The following is an 18,064-nucleotide window of genomic DNA, read 5'->3' on the forward strand; positions in this document are numbered from 1 at the left end:
GATTTGGCGTTAAACCATTGCCGGATGGCCGTCCTACAGGTGCGTATGTTGTTATTGTTGTTTAGGCTTACGACGCCCGTAGACCAGCCAGGTCAGCAGGACGCAAGCGATGTAAAACAGCAAAAAGATTTTCATGGCGCCCACCGGCGAGCCGGTCAAGGCCAAAGAGGTGCCAAACGCTTTTGGAATAAAGAAGCCGCCCACAGCGCCAATAGCGGAGATAAAACCGAGTGCGGCGGCGGTATCCGTCACCGCTTCGCGCTGCGCCTGCTCATCGCTCCCGCCGCGCAGTTTGACGTTGTAGAGCGTGATCTGACGGAAGATCACCGCAATCATCTGGAAGGTAGAACCGCTGCCGAGACCCGCTGTCAAAAACAGGCCCATAAAAACAAGATAGAACGCGCTAAAGCTGCCTGCGCCGGAGCCTGGCAGCGTGAGGAATAGCAGGGCGGTAAACAGCGCCATAAAGATAAAATTAATGAGCGTTACGCGAACGCCGCCGAATTTATCGGAGATCACGCCGCCTGCCGATCGCGCCAGCGCGCCGATAAAAGGGCCAAAGAACGCCAGTTGCAGAATGTTTACGTCGGGAAATTGCGTTTTGGCGAGCATGGCGAAACCTGCGGAAAAGCCGATGAATGACCCGAATGTCGCCAGGTACAGCAGGCTAAGCAGCCACAGGTGCAGACGTTTTAGCACCGGCAATTGCGAAGCGACAGACGCTTTTGAACTGCCGATATCGTTCATACCAAACCAGGCGGCAAGCGTCGCGACAGCCAGTAACGGCACCCAGATCCAGGCGGCGTTAGTGAGGGCGAGCAGGGAGCCATCAGGTTGCGGCACGCCCTGGACGCCTAAAAAAGTAAATATCGGCAGAAAAATAACCAGCGGCGCAATCAACTGCATCACACTGACGCCAAGATTTCCCAGGCCGCCGTTAATACCCAACGCGCTACCTTGTCTGGCTTTTGGAAAGAAAAAACTGATGTTGCCCATACTGGACGCGAAGTTTGCCCCCGCAAAACCGCACAACAGAGCGATGAGCATAAATACCCCGAAAGGGGTGGCGGGATTTTGCACGGCGAATCCCAGCCAGGCGCAGGGAATAATCAATATTACGGTACTTAATACGGTCCATTTACGGCCACCAAACAGTGGCACCATAAAGGAGTAGGGGACGCGTAATATTGCGCCGGAAAGAGAAGGTAATGCGGTTAATAAAAAGAGTTGGTCGGTGGTAAAATTAAATCCAATTTTATTGAGGTTGACGGCAACAGCGCTAAACAACATCCAGACGCAAAATGCCAGGAGCAAACAACTTACTGAAATCCATAAGTTTCTTCTGGCGATGCTTTTCCCTTTATTCTCCCAGAAGGCTGGATTTTCGGGTCGCCAGTCACTCAAGAGATAACGGTTATAATTCTCGTTTTGTCGTGTCATTTTACCCCTCACATGCGCATATCATTTGAAGAAAAACACAAAAAAGAGACAGAGCGTCACGCGCTCTTTTGAGAACTTATTGAAGTTTTTTTAGAATATTGAGTGAAAGAATAGATAAAAAACCAGGCCAGCGCGGCGCGATGAGGAGATATGATGTTTCTTAATTGTTACTATTTGTAAATTAAAAGTGATTTTTATTAAATTATTTGTAACTTTACGCAAAGAGTTCAAGCGTAATCATACGATCCAGATGGTATTTAAACGCGGGATCGGCCATTTCCGGAATACCCAGCACATACATACCGTCCAGCCCGCACACCAGTGCGATAAGCCGCCAGGCGATATCCGTGGCGTTAGCAGTAAACGTAAATTCTCCTGCCTGTTTGCCCTGCTCGATAATTGTGACCGTTTCCTCATGCCACATCTGCATCGTGAGGAGATAAGCATCTCTGATGTGCGGATCCCGATCGGCCAGAATTTGCGCCTCTCGCCACAATTTTATGTAAGGCTCAAAGCCGCCGTCTTCGCTACCCAACATAGCGTGAAGCCGTGCACGCCAGGTGGCGGGCGGCGGAACTTGCCCGGCATCAAGCAGGGTGCGGATCAAATGGACAAAGGCCAGCGCTTTGAGCTCGCCCGCCGAGCTGAAGTGGTGATGCACCTGGCCGGCGGCGACATCGGCTTCTGATGCGATTCGTCGCACCGTCATGGCGGCAAACCCCTCTGCCAGCGCCACGCGCATCGCCGCTTGCAGGATCACTTCGCGGCGTTCATCCCGGTTAAGGTAACTCATATTTTCCCCACATTAGCCAATGCGCGCAGTGTAACAAAAAGCTGGACATTCGTTCAACTTACCGTAGGATCCTGAAGCTGGACAAGCGTCCAAATTTGAGTTTTTGAAGGGAGAGTTATGTTTCGTCAGTGGTTAACGTTAGTCATTATTGTGCTGGTCTATATTCCTGTCGCCATTGATGCCACGGTCTTGCATGTCGCCGCGCCGACACTGAGTATGACACTGGGGGCCAGCGGCAACGAGCTGCTGTGGATCATTGATATTTATTCTTTGGTCATGGCTGGCATGGTGTTGCCGATGGGCGCGCTTGGCGATCGTATCGGTTTTAAACGCCTGCTGATGCTGGGCGGGACGCTCTTTGGCCTGGCGTCACTGGCGGCGGCGTTTTCGCATACCGCCAGTTGGCTTATCGCCACCAGGGTATTACTGGCTATTGGCGCGGCGATGATTGTACCGGCGACGCTGGCCGGGATACGCGCCACCTTTTGTGAAGAGAAGCATCGCAACATGGCGCTGGGCGTCTGGGCAGCGGTAGGTTCGGGCGGAGCGGCGTTTGGGCCGCTCATCGGCGGCATATTATTAGAGCATTTTTACTGGGGATCGGTTTTCCTGATCAACGTGCCGATTGTGCTGGTCGTCATGGGCTTAACCGCCCGCTATGTTCCTCGCCAGGCGGGCCGTCGCGATCAACCGCTCAATCTTGGCCATGCGGTGATGCTGATTATTGCCATTTTGCTGTTGGTCTATAGCGCTAAAACCGCGCTGAAAGGGCATCTGTCGCTGTGGGTCATCTCGCTTACCCTGCTTACCGGCGCGCTGCTCCTGGGACTCTTTATCCGCACACAGCTTGCGACATCGCGTCCGATGATTGATATGCGACTATTTACCCATCGCATTATCCTGAGCGGCGTCGTGATGGCGATGACCGCGATGATCACTCTGGTGGGCTTTGAGCTGCTGATGGCGCAAGAGCTACAGTTTGTTCACGGGCTATCACCTTATGAGGCCGGGGTATTTATGCTGCCGGTGATGGTCGCCAGTGGATTCAGCGGGCCGATTGCGGGCGTGCTGGTCTCGCGTCTGGGACTACGGCTGGTCGCGACGGGCGGCATGGCGTTAAGCTCGCTGAGTTTTTATGGCCTGGCGATGACGGATTTCAGCACCCAACAATGGCAGGCCTGGGGGCTGATGGCGCTGCTGGGATTTAGCGCCGCCAGCGCATTGCTGGCTTCCACGTCGGCAATTATGGCCGCTGCGCCGGCAGAAAAAGCGGCGGCGGCCGGCGCGATAGAAACGATGGCTTATGAACTGGGCGCGGGACTGGGCATTGCCATTTTCGGTCTGTTGTTAAGCCGTAGCTTCTCCGCGTCTATCCGTCTGCCTGCCGGGCTTGAGGCGCAAGAGATTGCCAGAGCGTCATCTTCAATGGGAGAAGCCGTGCAGTTGGCGAATAGCCTACCGCCCACGCAGGGGCAGGCAATACTGGACGCCGCCAGACATGCCTTTATCTGGTCGCATAGCGTGGCGTTAAGCAGCGCCGGGAGTATGCTTCTTTTGCTGGCGGTAGGGATGTGGTTCAGCCTGGCAAAAGCCCAACGCCGATAACATAACGCCTGGTGAGATAAGCGCTTAATGCGCTAGCTGGCAGGGGGAGTCCATTTCCTCAACCTCTTTACCGCTGAGGCGTGCGTATTGCCCCGTCAGTCGCCAGAAGGCAGGCTGGGTTTCGGTATAGATTTCCGCAGCCAGAATCAGCCGACGGCGATCAACTTCGTTCAGTTCCAGTAAGGTCCAGGGAATAAAATAGCGATCGGTATCGGTAAGCCGAAACCACAGCGGACACCCGCAGCCGGAACAGAAGTAGCGTTCGCCGCGCGAAGAGGATGAAAAGTATGGCGGTTCCGGGGAAAGGGGGGCTAGCTGTGGTTGCCCGCAGGCTTCCAGATACATGGCTATTCCACCCGACCATTTTTGACACAGCGTACAATGGCAGGCATAGACATCCAGCATTTCGACGTCAACGGTAAAATGGCTCTGTCCGCAAAGACAACGACCAGTGAACGTCTGCACGGCATACTCCTTATGACCGAGTCTACATCAAGAGAAAAAGCCAGCCCTGAAAGGACTGGCTTTGTATTCAGACTACAACAAAATTAGAACTGGTAGTTCAGACCAACAGCAACGATGTTGTCAGTGCTGATCTGCGCAACATTTTTAGTGAAGTTGGTGTCATCCAGCAGGTTGATTTTGTAATCAACGAAGGTGGACATGTTTTTGTTGAAGTAGTAGGTAGCACCGACATCGATGTACTCAACCAGATCCTGGTCGCCGTAAGCACCCAGATCTTTACCTTTGGATTTCAGGTAAGCAATGGACGGACGCAGACCGAAGTCGAACTGGTACTGAGCAACAGCTTCAAAGTTCTGAGTTTTGTTAGCAATACCGTCGATTTTACCGAATGTGGTCATATTCAGCGTTTCGGAGTAGGTGGTCGCCAGATAGATATTGTTCGCATCATATTTCAGACCAGCAGCCCACACTTCCGCATTCTGGCCAGAAGCATACAGGCCATTGGTGCCGTTGCGCACCTGACGGTCAGTACGGTCAGACTTCGCATAGGCCGCACCCACGCCAAAACCTTCGTACTCATACGTTGCGGACAGACCGAAACCGTCGCCGTTTGCTTCTACTTCATTGTCACGATCGTTTTTGCCCTGATACTGCGCGGCAAAGTTCAGACCTTCAACCAGACCGAAGAAATCGGTGTTACGGTAGGTGGCAACGCCGGTAGCACGCTGGGTCATGAATACGTCAGTCTGGGTCCAGGTATCGCCACCGAACTCTGGCAGAACGTCGGTCCATGCGCCGATGTCGTAAGCAACGCCGTAGTTACGACCGTAGTCGAAAGAACCGTATTCAGCGAATTTCAGACCAGCGAATGCCAGACGGGTTTTGTCTTTGTCGGAACCTTCAGATTCAGTACGGTTGCCTTTGAATTCATATTCCCACTGGCCAAAACCAACCAGTTGGTCATTGATCTGCGTTTCGCCTTTAAAGCCCAGACGCGCGTAAGTTTTGTCACCATCACTTCCGTTATCATCAGAGAAATAATGCTGAGCGTGAACTTTACCGTACAGATCCAGTTTATTGCCGTCTTTGTTATATACCTCGGCTGCATTTACAACGCCTGCTGCCAACAGGGAAGTCACTGCCACTGCCACTAACTTAAGTTTCATTTTAATAATCCTTATAATTTTCTTAGCGTGTTTCCTCAACCATTGTTAAACGAGGCGTTTGTCAATGGCAGACTATTTTTAAATGACGGAGTGGCATAAGTTCAATAATAAGTTTCATAAGATTACAAATTATTTTAATTTGTGTGATCGAGATCTCCTTAATACATTTGAGAGTATTAATTCAAATAGGGACTGTCTAATAAGATATATTTTCAGAGGGGACTATTGGGCTGTTTATGGTTTTATTTTTGGTAGTAACTACTGATTATTATATGCACTAATAACAGTTGCGAGCTAACGTTAATTATATATTTATTAATATAATTGCATCATTGCATTAACATATTTAACGGTTTTATAAAATTCATTTTTACCAGCGCAATCCTGGTATGGCGCAGGAGGAGCACGTGAAAATGGAAAATCGTCAAATACACACAGGCGATAGATAAAAGCGTAGTTGTGTTATGAAGAGTGTCAAGGTGCAGCGGGTCGATTTAATATCAACATCGGCCCGCCCGTCGCTATTAGCGCCGCCGCGTTGCCAGCCAACAAAGTAGCGAGCCTACGCAAACCATGACTGCGCCTTGCCAGAAGGAGAATGACAGTGGCGAGCTGAGTAACAGCGCTGCCAGAGCAGAGGACATGACGGGTGTAAAATAAGACCCTACGGCCATGATAGTCACATTGCCATGAAGTATGCCTACATTCCATGCGGCGTAGGCAAACCCCAACGTTAATGCCGCGGTAAAAAGTTTAGCAATCACCGGTAGGCTAAATATCATGGCAGGTTGCGGTGTAAGAAAATAGTGGAACCACAGCGCCACGGCGGTGAGTAACACAAAGACGGTGATACCGTTAAAACCACGCGCATATTTATTTGTGACGGTGCAGTATGTCGCCCATATAAACGCCCCAAGAAATGCCAGTAAATAACTTAGCGGACTGGTGGCGACATTGTTGATAATTTCTCCGGCATTAAGACCATTCTCGCCCCCCAGAACCCAGCAAACGCCAGTAAGTGCAATAAGCAATCCAGGAACAATAAGCCAGTTAGTTTTTTGCCCGTTAAAAAGAATGGCAAACAGAATGGTCAGGCTGGGCCATAAATAGTTAACCATGCCGACTTCGATAGCCTGATGGCGAGTGGCGGCATAACCGAGAGAAAGCGCCAGGCATATTTCATAACTGACAAACAGTACGCTGCCTGCGATGAGGTATCGCCCCGGGAAACGACGGATATCAGGTAATCCGACGGTAAAAATCAGCAGCAGGCCGCTTAATGAATAGATCATGGCTGCGCCGCCTACCGGTCCGAGACCTTCGCTGACGCCGCGAATTAACCCAACCATCGTGCTCCACAGAACGATGGCAACAAGCCCTATTAGCGTTGCTTTTTGTGATGTCATGCTTTGTGACTGTCCTGAATACCGCGCAAAATAAACTGCCACTTATAGCACTTTTTCCGAGGGCGATGCCATGCAGTGTCATTTTTTAGTACCTCCCTGGAGTTATTGCAGTTTAAAAATAGGGCTATTTAGTAGCGGAACCGTTTCAATATTGATTTGACGCAAAAAAGTTATCGATTTTGCTGTTAGTTTCCTCGCGAAGTTATACACGCATCCTGGACTGAGGTTTTGCTGCAGTTCGAAGGAGGCGTGCATCCGTGGAAAAAAGAGGAAAGCAATGGACGTCAGCCGCAGACAATTTTTTAAAATCTGCGCGGGCGGTATGGCGGGAACAACGGTGGCCGCACTGGGTTTTACCCCTAAAATGGCCCTGGCTCAGGCGCGAAACTATAAGCTGTTGCGCGCAAAAGAGATCCGTAACTCCTGCACATACTGTTCCGTAGGTTGCGGGCTATTAATGTATAGCCTGGGAGATGGGGCAAAAAACGCGAAAGAAGCGATTTACCATATTGAAGGCGACCCGGATCATCCGGTAAGCCGTGGCGCGCTGTGCCCGAAAGGGGCCGGTTTGCTGGACTATGTTCACAGTGAAGATCGCCTACGCTATCCGGAATACCGCGCGCCGGGTTCCGACAAGTGGCAGCGCATTAGCTGGGATGACGCTTTCACTCGTATTGCTAAATTAATGAAAGCCGACCGCGACGCCAACTTTATTGAAAAGAATGAGCAGGGCGTCACGGTTAACCGCTGGCTCTCTACCGGAATGCTGTGCGCCTCGGCGGCCAGCAATGAAACGGGTATGCTGACGCAGAAGTTTGCGCGTTCTCTCGGTATGCTGGCGGTAGATAACCAGGCGCGCGTCTGACACGGACCAACGGTAGCAAGTCTTGCTCCAACATTTGGTCGCGGTGCGATGACCAACCACTGGGTGGATATTAAAAACGCCAACGTCGTGATGGTGATGGGCGGCAATGCCGCAGAAGCGCATCCGGTGGGTTTCCGCTGGGCGATGGAAGCGAAAAACAATAACGATGCGACGCTGATTGTCGTTGATCCACGCTTTACGCGTACGGCGTCGGTGGCGGATATCTATGCGCCAATACGTTCCGGTACAGACATTACCTTTCTGTCCGGCGTTTTGCTGTACCTGATCGAAAATAACAAAATCAACGCTGAATACGTTAAGCATTACACCAACGCCAGCCTGCTGGTGCGGGATGATTTTGCCTTTGATGACGGTCTTTTCAGCGGCTATGACGCCCAAAAGCGTCAGTACGATAAATCCTCCTGGAACTACCAGTTCGATGAAAACGGCTATGCCAAACGTGATGAAACGTTGACGCACCCACGCTGTGTGTGGAATCTGCTGAAGCAGCACGTTTCGCGCTATACGCCGGACGTCGTGGAAAACATTTGCGGTACGCCGAAAGCAGACTTCCTGAAGGTGTGTGAGGTGTTGGCCTCTACCAGCGTTCCGGATCGCACTACCACCTTCCTGTATGCGCTGGGCTGGACGCAACATACCGTCGGGGCGCAGAACATCCGTACTATGGCGATGATCCAGTTGCTGCTCGGCAATATGGGGATGGCTGGCGGCGGTGTGAACGCCTTGCGCGGCCACTCTAATATTCAGGGCTTAACGGATTTAGGACTGCTCTCCACCAGCCTGCCGGGCTACCTGACGCTGCCATCGGAAAAACAGGCCGATCTGCAAACTTATCTGGCCGCGAATACCCCCAAAGCGACGCTGGCCGATCAGGTCAACTACTGGGGTAATTATCCTAAGTTCTTCGTCAGCCTGATGAAATCTTTCTATGGCGATGCGGCGCAGAAAGAGAATGACTGGGGCTTTGCCTGGCTGCCTAAGTGGGATCAGTCCTATGACGTGATCAAATATTTCAACATGATGGATAGCGGGAAAGTCACCGGCTATTTCTGTCAGGGCTTTAACCCGGTGGCGTCCTTCCCGGACAAAAACAAAGTGGTGCAAAGCTTAAGCAAACTGAAGTATCTGGTCGTTATCGATCCGCTGGTGACTGAAACGTCAACGTTCTGGCAGAACCACGGCGAATCTAATGATGTTGATCCGACAACGATTCAGACCGAAGTCTTCCGTCTGCCGTCTACCTGTTTTGCGGAAGAGGATGGCTCTATCGCTAACTCCGGTCGCTGGTTACAGTGGCACTGGAAAGGTCAGGACGCGCCGGGCGAAGCGCGTAACGACGGCGAGATTCTGGCCGGTATTTACCATCGTCTGCGTGAAATGTATCGCGCAGAAGGCGGTAAAGGCGCCGAACCACTATTGAAGATGAGCTGGAACTACAAGCAGCCGGATGAACCGCATTCGGAAGAAGTGGCGAAAGAGAACAACGGCTATGCGCTGGAAGATCTCTATGACGCCAACGGTACACTGCTTGCCAGGAAAGGCCAGTTGTTGAGCAGTTTTGCATTACTGCGCGATGACGGTACGACATCCTCCTCCTGCTGGATTTATACCGGTAGCTGGACGGAGCAGGGCAACCAGATGTCCAGACGTGATAACGCCGACCCGTCAGGGCTTGGCAATACACTGGGTTGGGCGTGGGCGTGGCCGCTAAACCGTCGCGTATTGTATAACCGCGCTTCGGCGGATCCGCAGGGTAAACCGTGGGATCCAAAACGGATGCTGATCCAGTGGAACGGCGCGAAGTGGACAGGGAACGATATTCCGGACTTTAACAACGCGGCGCCGGGGAGCGGGACCAATCCGTTTATCATGCAGCCGGAAGGGCTGGGACGTCTGTTTGCTATTGATAAAATGGCGGAAGGGCCGTTCCCTGAACACTACGAGCCGATGGAAACGCCGCTGGGCACTAACCCGCTGCACCCGAATGTGGTCTCGAACCCGGCGGCGCGTCTGTATGAAGAAGATGCGCTGCGCATGGGTAAGAAGGAGCAGTTTCCGTACGTGGGCACGACTTACCGTCTCACAGAGCATTTCCATACCTGGACCAAACATGCGCTACTTAACGCTATCGCTCAGCCGGAACAGTTTGTGGAGATCAGTGAGACGCTGGCGGCAGCGAAAGGTATTGCTAACGGCGACTATGTGAAGGTGAGCAGTAAACGCGGGTTTATTCGCGCGGTCGCGGTGGTAACTCGTCGTCTTCGCACCCTGCATGTCAACGGTCAGCAGGTTGAAACGGTGGGGATCCCGATTCACTGGGGCTTTGAGGGTGTCGCGCGCAAAGGCTATATCGCCAATACTCTGACGCCAAATGTCGGTGATGCCAACTCGCAAACGCCGGAATACAAAGCGTTTTTAGTTAACATCGAGAAGGCGTAAGGGAGGCGAACATATGTCTATGGAAACGCAGGACATTATTAAACGGTCCGCAACAAACGCCATCACGCCGCCTCCGCAGGCGCGTGATTACAAAGCCGAAGTCGCAAAACTGATCGACGTCTCCTCCTGTGTCGGCTGTAAAGCCTGCCAGGTAGCCTGTTCTGAATGGAACGATATTCGCGATAACGTTGGTCATTGTGTCGGGGTGTACGATAACCCTGCCGATCTCAGCGCCAAGTCCTGGACGGTGATGCGCTTTACCGAAACCGAGCAGAACGGCAAGCTGGAGTGGCTGATTCGTAAAGATGGTTGTATGCACTGTGAAGATCCAGGCTGTCTTAAAGCCTGTCCATCTGCCGGGGCTATCATCCAGTACGCGAACGGGATTGTTGATTTTCAATCTGAACACTGTATCGGCTGTGGTTACTGTATCGCCGGGTGTCCGTTTAATATTCCGCGCCTCAACAAAGAGGACAACCGCGTTTATAAATGTACGCTCTGCGTCGATCGCGTCAGCGTGGGCCAGGAACCGGCCTGCGTCAAAACTTGTCCGACCGGGGCTATTCACTTCGGCACCAAAAAAGAGATGCTGGAACTGGGTGAGCAACGCGTGGAGAAGTTAAAAGCGCGCGGCTTTGAACATGCCGGTATCTACAACCCGCAGGGCGTCGGCGGTACGCACGTCATGTATGTGCTGCACCATGCCAATCAGCCGGAGTTGTACCACGGCTTGCCGAAAGATCCGCAGATCGATACCTCAATCAATCTGTGGAAAGGGGCGCTAAAACCGCTGGCCGCAGCGGGCTTTATCGCCACTTTCGCCGGTCTGATTTACCACTACATCGGTATTGGCCCGAATAAAGAAACGGACGACGATGAGGAGGATCATCATGAGTAAGTCGAAAATGATTGTGCGCACGAAATTTGTCGACCGCGCCTGTCACTGGACGGTGGTGATCTGTTTCTTCCTGGTAGCGCTGTCGGGGATTTCGTTTTTCTTCCCGACGCTACAATGGCTGACGCAAACCTTCGGCACGCCGCAGATGGGACGTATTTTGCACCCGTTCTTCGGTATTGCCATTTTCATCGCGCTGATGTTTATGTTCGTGCGTTTCGTCCACCACAACATCCCGGATAAAAAAGACATTCCGTGGCTGAAAAATATTGTCGAAGTATTGAAAGGCAATGAGCATAAGGTGGCGGATGTCGGCAAATACAATGCCGGACAGAAGATGATGTTCTGGTCCATTATGAGCATGATTTTTGTGCTGCTGGTGACTGGCGTGATTATCTGGCGTCCGTATTTCGCGCAGTATTTCCCCATGCAGGTGGTGCGTTATAGCCTGTTAATTCATGCGGCGGCGGGCATTATTTTAATGCACGCGATCCTCATCCATATGTATATGGCATTTTGGGTGAAAGGCTCGATTAAAGGCATGATCGAAGGGAAGGTCAGCCGTCGCTGGGCGAAGAAACATCATCCACGCTGGTATCGTGAAATCGAGAAGGCGGAAGCAAAAAAAGAGAGCGAAAAAGGTATTCAGTAATTCTTTCGCGATCTGATAAACAAGGCGCTATCCTGGTAGCGCCTTGTTTTCATCTGCTGTCTGTATACTCAGACGACCACAGCAAATCGTTTAACGACGGAAATCGATGACCATACGGCCACGAATTTGTCCCTGTTCCATCTCTTTAAAAATAACGTTGATATCTTCAAGCGGACGTAGAGCGACTTTTGGTACGACTTTTCCTTCCGCCGCGAACTGGAAGGCTTCGGTCAGATCCTGACGTGTCCCCACCAACGAACCGACAACCTGAATGCCATCCAGTACCAGGCGAGGGATATCAAGGTTCATGGCTTCTGGCGGCAGCCCGACTGCCACCACGCGACCTCCGGCGCGAACGGCATCTACTGCGGAATTAAACGCCGCCTTAGCGACCGCGGTAACCACCGCTGCGTGCGCGCCACCGGTTTTTTCCTGCACAATTTTAGCCGCATCTTCCGTGCGTGAATTAATGGTCAGATCTGCGCCCATTTCCTCGGCCAGTTTCAGTTGTCCATCATTGACATCAATGGCGATCACTTTCGCATTGAAGACGTTTTTCGCGTACTGCAAGGCCAGATTACCCAGACCGCCCAGACCGTAGATGGCAATCCACTGGCCAGGTTTAATATGAGAAATCTTCACCGCTTTATAGGTGGTAACGCCCGCGCAGGTAATACTACTTGCCGCTGCAGAGTCCAGACCTTCCGGTACTTTCACCGCATAATCCGCGACGACAATACACTCTTCGGCCATGCCGCCATCTACCGTGTAACCGGCATTTTTCACGTTGCGGCATAAGGTTTCATTGCCCGTATTGCAATACTCACAGTGTCCGCATCCTTCATAAAACCACGCGACACTCGCGCGATCGCCGGGTTTCAGCGAGGTGACACCAGGACCGACTTCCGCCACGACGCCAATGCCTTCGTGTCCCAGAATAACGCCGGTTTTGTCACCGAAATCGCCGTTTTTCACGTGTAGATCGGTATGGCATACGCCGCAGCACTCCATTTTTAGCAAAGCTTCACCGTGGCGAAGGGGACGCAGCGTTTTCTCAGTAACATCAACCTGATGATCTTGTGTGACAACAGCAGCTTTCATAACCTTCTCCTTTTATTAATAGTGAACTGCATAGCAGGTAAGTAATAGCAGGTAAGGCGCTATTACCTCTTTAGGATTAATATTTCTGATGAGTTATGCAAGGCGGCAGAAATACAATGTAATAGTTTAGCCAGGATTATCCTGATAAATCCCCGTTCAATACATAAAGGTGGCTAATATTAGTAGCTTGACAAATAAGCAGGGAAAGGAATTCAGGTGTGTCGACAGACTCACCAAAACTAAAGAAGAAAGTGATATCCGGCGGCATTCACCGCCGGGTACGTATTAAATGGAAGTCCGACGGTAGTCGCGGTATTCCGGTTTCCAGAAGTTATCGTCAATCGCCTGTTGCAGCGCTTCCGCAGAGGTTTTCACCGCTACGCCTTGTTGCTGCGCCATTTTACCTACGGCAAAAGCGATAGCGCGCGACACGACCTGGATGTCTTTAAGCGCTGGCAACACTAATCCTTCGCCGTTATTCACCAGCGGAGAATGTTTCGCCAGCGTCTCACTGGCTGACATCAGCATTTCATCAGTAATGCGCGATGCGCCGGAAGCGATAACCCCAAGTCCGATGCCGGGGAAAATATAGGCGTTATTACATTGTGCGATCGGATAAACCTTATCTTTCCAGATGACCGGCGAGAATGGGCTGCCGGTTGCCACCAGCGCGTTGCCTTCCGTCCAGGCGATAATGTCCTGTGGCGTGGCCTCCACGCGAGAGGTGGGATTAGAGAGCGGCATGACGATCGGGCGAGGGCAATGCTTATGCATCTCGCGGATGATCTCTTCAGTAAAGAGCCCGGTCTGGCCGGAAACCCCGATCAGAATATCCGGCTTCACGTTACGCACCACATCCAGCAGCGACAGCACGTCATTTTCGGTATCCCAGTGCTGGAGATTGTCGCATTTCTGCACCAGTTTTGCCTGGAACGGCAATAAATTAGGCATCCGGTCCGTCAACAGGCCGAAGCGATCGACCATAAAAACGTTCTGTCGGGCGGCATCTTCGCTTAAACCTTCACGCTGAGTCTGCGCGATGATTTGTTCAGCAATCCCACATCCGGCGGAACCCGCGCCGAGGAAAACGATTTTCTGCTCGCTAAGCTGACTGCCGGCAGCGCGGCTGGCGGCGATCAACGTACCGACGGTCACGGCTGCGGTGCCCTGAATATCATCGTTAAAGGAGCAAATCTCATCACGATAGCGCGTCAACAGCGGCATTGCGTTTTTCTGCGCGAAATCTTCGAACTGTAGCAGGATATCTGGCCAGCGCTGCTTAACGGCCTGAATAAACTCATCGACAAACGCATAATACTCATCGTCGGTAATGCGCGGATGACGCCAGCCCATGTAAAGCGGATCGTTGAGTAACTGTTGATTGTTGGTGCCGACATCCAGCACAACGGGAAGGGTATAGGCCGGACTAATGCCGCCGCAGGCGGTGTATAATGACAGCTTACCGATAGGGATCCCCATCCCGCCGATGCCCTGATCGCCAAGCCCCAGAATCCGTTCGCCATCCGTCACCACAATAACTTTAATGTTGTGGTTAGGCACATTCTGCAAAATGTCGTCCATATTGTGACGGTTCGGATAAGAGATAAATACGCCGCGCGCCCGGCGATAAATCTCAGAGAAGCGCTCACAGGCCGCGCCCACGGTCGGGGTATAGATAACCGGCATCATCTCTTCAAGATGGTTTTGCACCAGTCGATAAAAGAGCGTTTCGTTGGTATCCTGGATGTTACGCAGGTAAATATGCTTATCGATTTCTGTTTTAAACCCCTGATACTGGAGCCAGGCGCGTTCGGCCTGTTCTTCAATCGACTCGACGACCTCCGGCAGCAGCCCTGACAAATTGAAGTTGCGGCGCTCTTCTACGCTAAAAGCGCTGCCTTTGTTTAACAGGGGGAATTCCAGCAATACAGGGCCAGCGTAAGGGATATAAAGGGAACGTGCTTTCTTGGTTGTAGTTTCCATGTTACTCACTCTTTTTCGAATAACTGTCCCTGGCACCGTCGTTTATCATCATATATTGCCTTCCACCAGGGAACCGACCCTGAGTATAAAGCATTGTGAGACGTTAAGGTCATTCCTATAAACAAAAACACCATTGCAGATGCAATGGTGTTTAACGTCATTTCAGGACTGTACGATTACTTTTGGCTGTCGGCGCGGCGCTTTCTGCCGGTTGGGTTATTCACCACGCTGCTGGTGTCGCCTTCAGTAACAACCTTACGCTGGTTGGAAATTCTGTAATCCAGTCCAAGTATATGACGAGCCTGACGGTTCGATTTCATGTTAACTCCTCAATCCTGTTGCTAGTTTTAAGGACAAATTCGCTTACGCGAAAGAAACGTAACCCCTAAGGTTGCCGATACAGCATAGCAGGTTTTACAGAGTCGGGTGCTGCCCGCTTACCACATAGTTGATGGTCTGCTGGTAGATGTCACTGAGGATGTCATTGTCGGAAGCCTCAACCCATTTGGTCAGCTCCATTAAAATATCATCTTCAGTGACAACGCCTAACTCCGCGCGTAATCCTTGTTCAATCGCGTTGACCAGGGCCGGTTGTGCTGCTGAGGTATTTGCTGAGTGATAAGTAAACATATAATGCCTCCGTGAACATGTATTTATTTAGTACGGCTCGCAGAAAATTAATTCGTATTCAGCATGGCAAATATTTTTGCGGCTGTGGTTAAGATTAGTCCTGGAGTTATTTTAACGCAAGGCGGAACTCTAATTGCTTACCCCACAAGAAAATATATTACGTTTGCCAATTACATATCCTCATACTAGTGGCGGTCAATTAATATACATTTAAAAGGCTACTTATTGCGATTTTTATCCTTTATTACAACGAGATAAGACAAATCTTAATTTGAATAAAAATATACATAATGGAATACGCCTCCGAAAGAAAAAGTAAGGATAAAAAGAAGGATATATTCTTTAAAGAAAGGGAGGCCTGTTGGTTTAATATTCATCACTGAAAAAGCATACAACTATTTTCTATATCTGAAATACGGGTAATCGACAACATGCTACCTCCATCGGCATGGACAACGCAGATTAGCAGCATGGTCTATACTTTATTTTTTGAGCCAACAGGAGAGCAAAAATGACAATCCATAAGAAAGGTCAGGCACACTGGGAAGGCGACATCAAACGAGGTAAAGGTACTGTATCAACAGAAAGCGGCGTGCTTAATCAACAACCGTATGGATTCAATACCCGGTTCGAAGGCGCGCAGGGAACCAACCCGGAAGAGCTAATTGGCGCCGCACATGCGGCCTGTTTCTCCATGGCGCTATCACTCATGCTGGGAGAGGCTGGATTTACGCCGACATCCATTGACACAACCGCCGACGTATCGCTTGATAAGGTGGAGGCGGGCTTCGCCATTACCAAAATTGCGCTACAAAGCAAAGTTGCGGTAGCAGATATTGATGCTTCAACTTTCGATCAAATCATCCAGAAAGCAAAAGCCGGGTGCCCGGTATCGCAGGTTCTGAATGCGGAAATCACCCTCGACTACCAGCTTAACGCCTGATAACCTCGCCAGCCCGGTAACGACTCTTGTTTATCGGGCTGATGAATATACCTTCAGGCGGAGGGCTCGCTCCCGGTCTATCTGAGATCCTGCCGTATTTCTATCACCTCAACGTGCCGTAGACCACGTCTGTGGCTATTGTCGTGGTCTACTTTTTCGCCTTAAAATCTGCTCGCCATGTTGCTTTATTCATCAAACATCAAAATCAGTCAACGTAAATATCAATAATAGCCATATCGCGGAGGGTGATCTTTATTCCTGAGAGAGGAGGGGTATTATTTTCTGCGTTCTACATTAACGGGTTAACGCGCAGATGTAGAGGTTATTTATATAATTATTGGAGCAACAACAATGAATAAATTCTCCCTTGCTACAGCAGGTATTATCGTGGCAGCGCTGGTAACCAGTGTTAGCGTGAATGCGGCAACAGATACTACTAAAACAAACGTTACGCCTAAAGGTATGAGCTGCCAGGAGTTTGTTGACCTCAATCCGCAGACGATGGCGCCAGTCGCTTTCTGGGTGCTGAATGAAGATGAAGATTTTAAAGGCGGGGACTACGTAGATTTCCAGGAAACTGAGACGACAGCAGTGCCGCTAGCCGTTGAGCTTTGTAAGAAAAACCCGCAGAGTGAATTAAGCAAAATAAAAGACGAAATCAAGAAAGAACTCTCAAAATAAGAGTAAACTGATATCAAAACCCGGCCTGTGTGTCGGGTTTTACTATTTGTGACACCGTCACAAATAACATCTTCCATTTCTTCTACCAATCACGTGGTATTGCACTATTTTCATTAGAGCCCTTTCACTATATGGAGACCTAATGAAAATTTTACCGCTGGCACTCTTTATCATTCCTTTTCTGGCCGGATGCGGCGCCAATAATACGCCGCCGCAAACGCCTATTCCCGGGGAAAAAACCTCTGCCAAATTACGTACCCTGGAAACAGGCGCGGCGGCTATTCAATCCAGACCACCTGTCGATGCCATCAGTACCTACCTTGACGGGTTCCATTTTTATAGCGGTGATAAAAACGGACAGATGGAAGCGCACCATTACGTTACCGTCCTGAACGAAGATGTCATGCAGGCGGTGATTTACGACGGCAACACGAAAAACGCGCGCCTGATGGGGGTGGAGTACATTATCAGCGAACGTTTATTTAAAACGCTTCCTCCCGAGGAGAAAAAACTGTGGCACAGCCACCAGTACGAGGTGAAATCCGGTAGCCTGGTGGCGCCTGGCTTACCGCAGGTCGCTGATAAGGCCTTGATGAGTAAGATTGTTAATACTTATGGCAAGACCTGGCACACCTGGCATACCGACCGGGATAAAACCCTGCCAATGGGTATCCCTGCGCTGATGATGGGCTTTACTGGCGACGGGCAGCTTGACCCCGCGCTGCTGGCCGATCGGGATCGCCGTCTGGGAATTGATACCCAGGCCATTAAACGCGAGCGGCAGGATCTGCCTGAACATCCCGTTGTTAAAGGGGCTAACGCCTGGGAGCAGGGAGAGGTTATCCAGCTACAGCGTGTTCAGGGCTCTGGCGAACACGGGCGAGGCGATACCGCGCACTTCGGTACATCTGAGCAATCCCGACAATAATTCCACGGTTTTACACGCAGATAGGAAAAAGAATGCCTGTTAAGTGACAGT

The 18,064-nt window shown here is 50.9% G+C and carries 16 protein-coding genes; 7 read left to right on the forward strand and 9 right to left on the reverse strand.

The annotated features are described in order from the left end of the window. Positions 1-51: 51 nt before the first annotated feature. Both NA986_RS04000 and NA986_RS04005 read right to left on the reverse strand, forming a co-directional pair. Positions 52-1,440, reverse strand: a complete 1,389-nt coding sequence (locus NA986_RS04000; protein ID WP_023216521.1) for a NarK family nitrate/nitrite MFS transporter — start codon at positions 1,438-1,440, stop codon at positions 52-54. A gap of 214 nt (positions 1,441-1,654) precedes the next feature. After that, on the reverse strand, positions 1,655-2,233 hold the full coding sequence (locus tag NA986_RS04005) for a TetR family transcriptional regulator (RefSeq protein WP_000121044.1): 579 nt from the start codon (positions 2,231-2,233) through the stop codon (positions 1,655-1,657). A gap of 117 nt (positions 2,234-2,350) precedes the next feature. On the opposite strand from NA986_RS04005, the gene smvA reads away from it, so the two are divergent. Beyond that, entirely contained in the window at positions 2,351-3,838 is a 1,488-nt protein-coding gene (gene smvA, locus NA986_RS04010) for a methyl viologen efflux MFS transporter SmvA (RefSeq protein WP_023216520.1), read from the forward strand. Positions 3,839-3,862: 24 nt separating this feature from the next. On the opposite strand, the gene NA986_RS04015 is transcribed toward smvA, so the two are convergent. The 3 genes from NA986_RS04015 to yddG all read right to left on the reverse strand — a co-directional run bounded on the left by NA986_RS04015 (position 3,863) and on the right by yddG (position 6,875). Beyond that, positions 3,863-4,243: a GFA family protein gene (locus tag NA986_RS04015; RefSeq protein WP_014343841.1), complete on the reverse strand. Its 381-nt coding sequence runs from the start codon at positions 4,241-4,243 to the stop codon at positions 3,863-3,865. 143 nt (positions 4,244-4,386) lie between these two features. After that, positions 4,387-5,469: a porin OmpD gene (gene ompD / locus NA986_RS04020; RefSeq protein WP_000769043.1), complete on the reverse strand. Its 1,083-nt coding sequence runs from the start codon at positions 5,467-5,469 to the stop codon at positions 4,387-4,389. A gap of 524 nt (positions 5,470-5,993) precedes the next feature. After that, the gene (gene yddG, locus NA986_RS04025; RefSeq protein WP_000203786.1) at positions 5,994-6,875 is read right to left on the reverse strand and encodes an aromatic amino acid efflux DMT transporter YddG; all 882 of its coding nucleotides are present in this window, start codon (positions 6,873-6,875) and stop codon (positions 5,994-5,996) included. Between the two features lie 277 nt (positions 6,876-7,152). On the opposite strand from yddG, the gene fdnG reads away from it, so the two are divergent. The 3 genes from fdnG to fdnI are packed head-to-tail and all read left to right on the forward strand — an operon-like array spanning position 7,153 to position 11,747. Continuing rightward, the gene (fdnG, locus tag NA986_RS04030) at positions 7,153-10,200 is read left to right on the forward strand and encodes a formate dehydrogenase-N subunit alpha (protein WP_077684034.1); all 3,048 of its coding nucleotides are present in this window, start codon (positions 7,153-7,155) and stop codon (positions 10,198-10,200) included. A gap of 13 nt (positions 10,201-10,213) precedes the next feature. Then, positions 10,214-11,098 carry a formate dehydrogenase subunit beta gene (fdxH, locus tag NA986_RS04035; protein ID WP_000061599.1) on the forward strand — a complete coding sequence of 295 codons (885 nt, stop codon included), beginning with the start codon at positions 10,214-10,216 and terminating at the stop codon, positions 11,096-11,098. Next, positions 11,091-11,747 carry a formate dehydrogenase-N subunit gamma gene (fdnI, locus tag NA986_RS04040; RefSeq protein ID WP_000045658.1) on the forward strand — a complete coding sequence of 219 codons (657 nt, stop codon included), beginning with the start codon at positions 11,091-11,093 and terminating at the stop codon, positions 11,745-11,747. Before fdxH ends, fdnI begins: the two co-directional genes overlap by 8 nt. Positions 11,748-11,837: 90 nt before the next feature. Here fdnI and adhP read toward each other — a convergent pair whose 3' ends face one another. The 4 genes from adhP to bdm form a co-directional block, all read right to left on the reverse strand. Beyond that, positions 11,838-12,848 carry an alcohol dehydrogenase AdhP gene (gene adhP / locus NA986_RS04045; RefSeq protein ID WP_000642447.1) on the reverse strand — a complete coding sequence of 337 codons (1,011 nt, stop codon included), beginning with the start codon at positions 12,846-12,848 and terminating at the stop codon, positions 11,838-11,840. A 285-nt stretch (positions 12,849-13,133) separates the two neighbouring features. Next, positions 13,134-14,831, reverse strand: coding sequence for an NAD-dependent malic enzyme (locus tag NA986_RS04050; RefSeq protein ID WP_000450511.1), 1,698 nt, complete (start codon positions 14,829-14,831; stop codon positions 13,134-13,136). Between the two features lie 176 nt (positions 14,832-15,007). After that, the gene (sra, locus tag NA986_RS04055; RefSeq protein ID WP_000841559.1) at positions 15,008-15,151 is read right to left on the reverse strand and encodes a stationary-phase-induced ribosome-associated protein; all 144 of its coding nucleotides are present in this window, start codon (positions 15,149-15,151) and stop codon (positions 15,008-15,010) included. 94 nt (positions 15,152-15,245) lie between these two features. Further along, the gene (gene bdm / locus NA986_RS04060) at positions 15,246-15,461 is read right to left on the reverse strand and encodes a biofilm-dependent modulation protein (protein WP_000495700.1); all 216 of its coding nucleotides are present in this window, start codon (positions 15,459-15,461) and stop codon (positions 15,246-15,248) included. Between the two features lie 511 nt (positions 15,462-15,972). On the opposite strand from bdm, the gene NA986_RS04065 reads away from it, so the two are divergent. From NA986_RS04065 to NA986_RS04075, 3 genes are all read left to right on the forward strand, one after another. Further along, positions 15,973-16,404 carry an OsmC family protein gene (locus tag NA986_RS04065; RefSeq protein ID WP_000152297.1) on the forward strand — a complete coding sequence of 144 codons (432 nt, stop codon included), beginning with the start codon at positions 15,973-15,975 and terminating at the stop codon, positions 16,402-16,404. Positions 16,405-16,755: 351 nt separating this feature from the next. Beyond that, the gene (gene hdeB / locus NA986_RS04070; protein ID WP_001032161.1) at positions 16,756-17,085 is read left to right on the forward strand and encodes an acid-activated periplasmic chaperone HdeB; all 330 of its coding nucleotides are present in this window, start codon (positions 16,756-16,758) and stop codon (positions 17,083-17,085) included. A gap of 142 nt (positions 17,086-17,227) precedes the next feature. Continuing rightward, complete coding sequence (locus NA986_RS04075; protein ID WP_000698598.1) at positions 17,228-18,013, forward strand: OBAP family protein; 786 nt, start codon at positions 17,228-17,230, stop codon at positions 18,011-18,013. Positions 18,014-18,064 lie beyond the last annotated feature (51 nt).

It is taken from the genome of Salmonella sp. NW177 (assembly GCF_051811585.1).
GTDB lineage: Bacteria > Pseudomonadota > Gammaproteobacteria > Enterobacterales > Enterobacteriaceae > Salmonella > Salmonella enterica.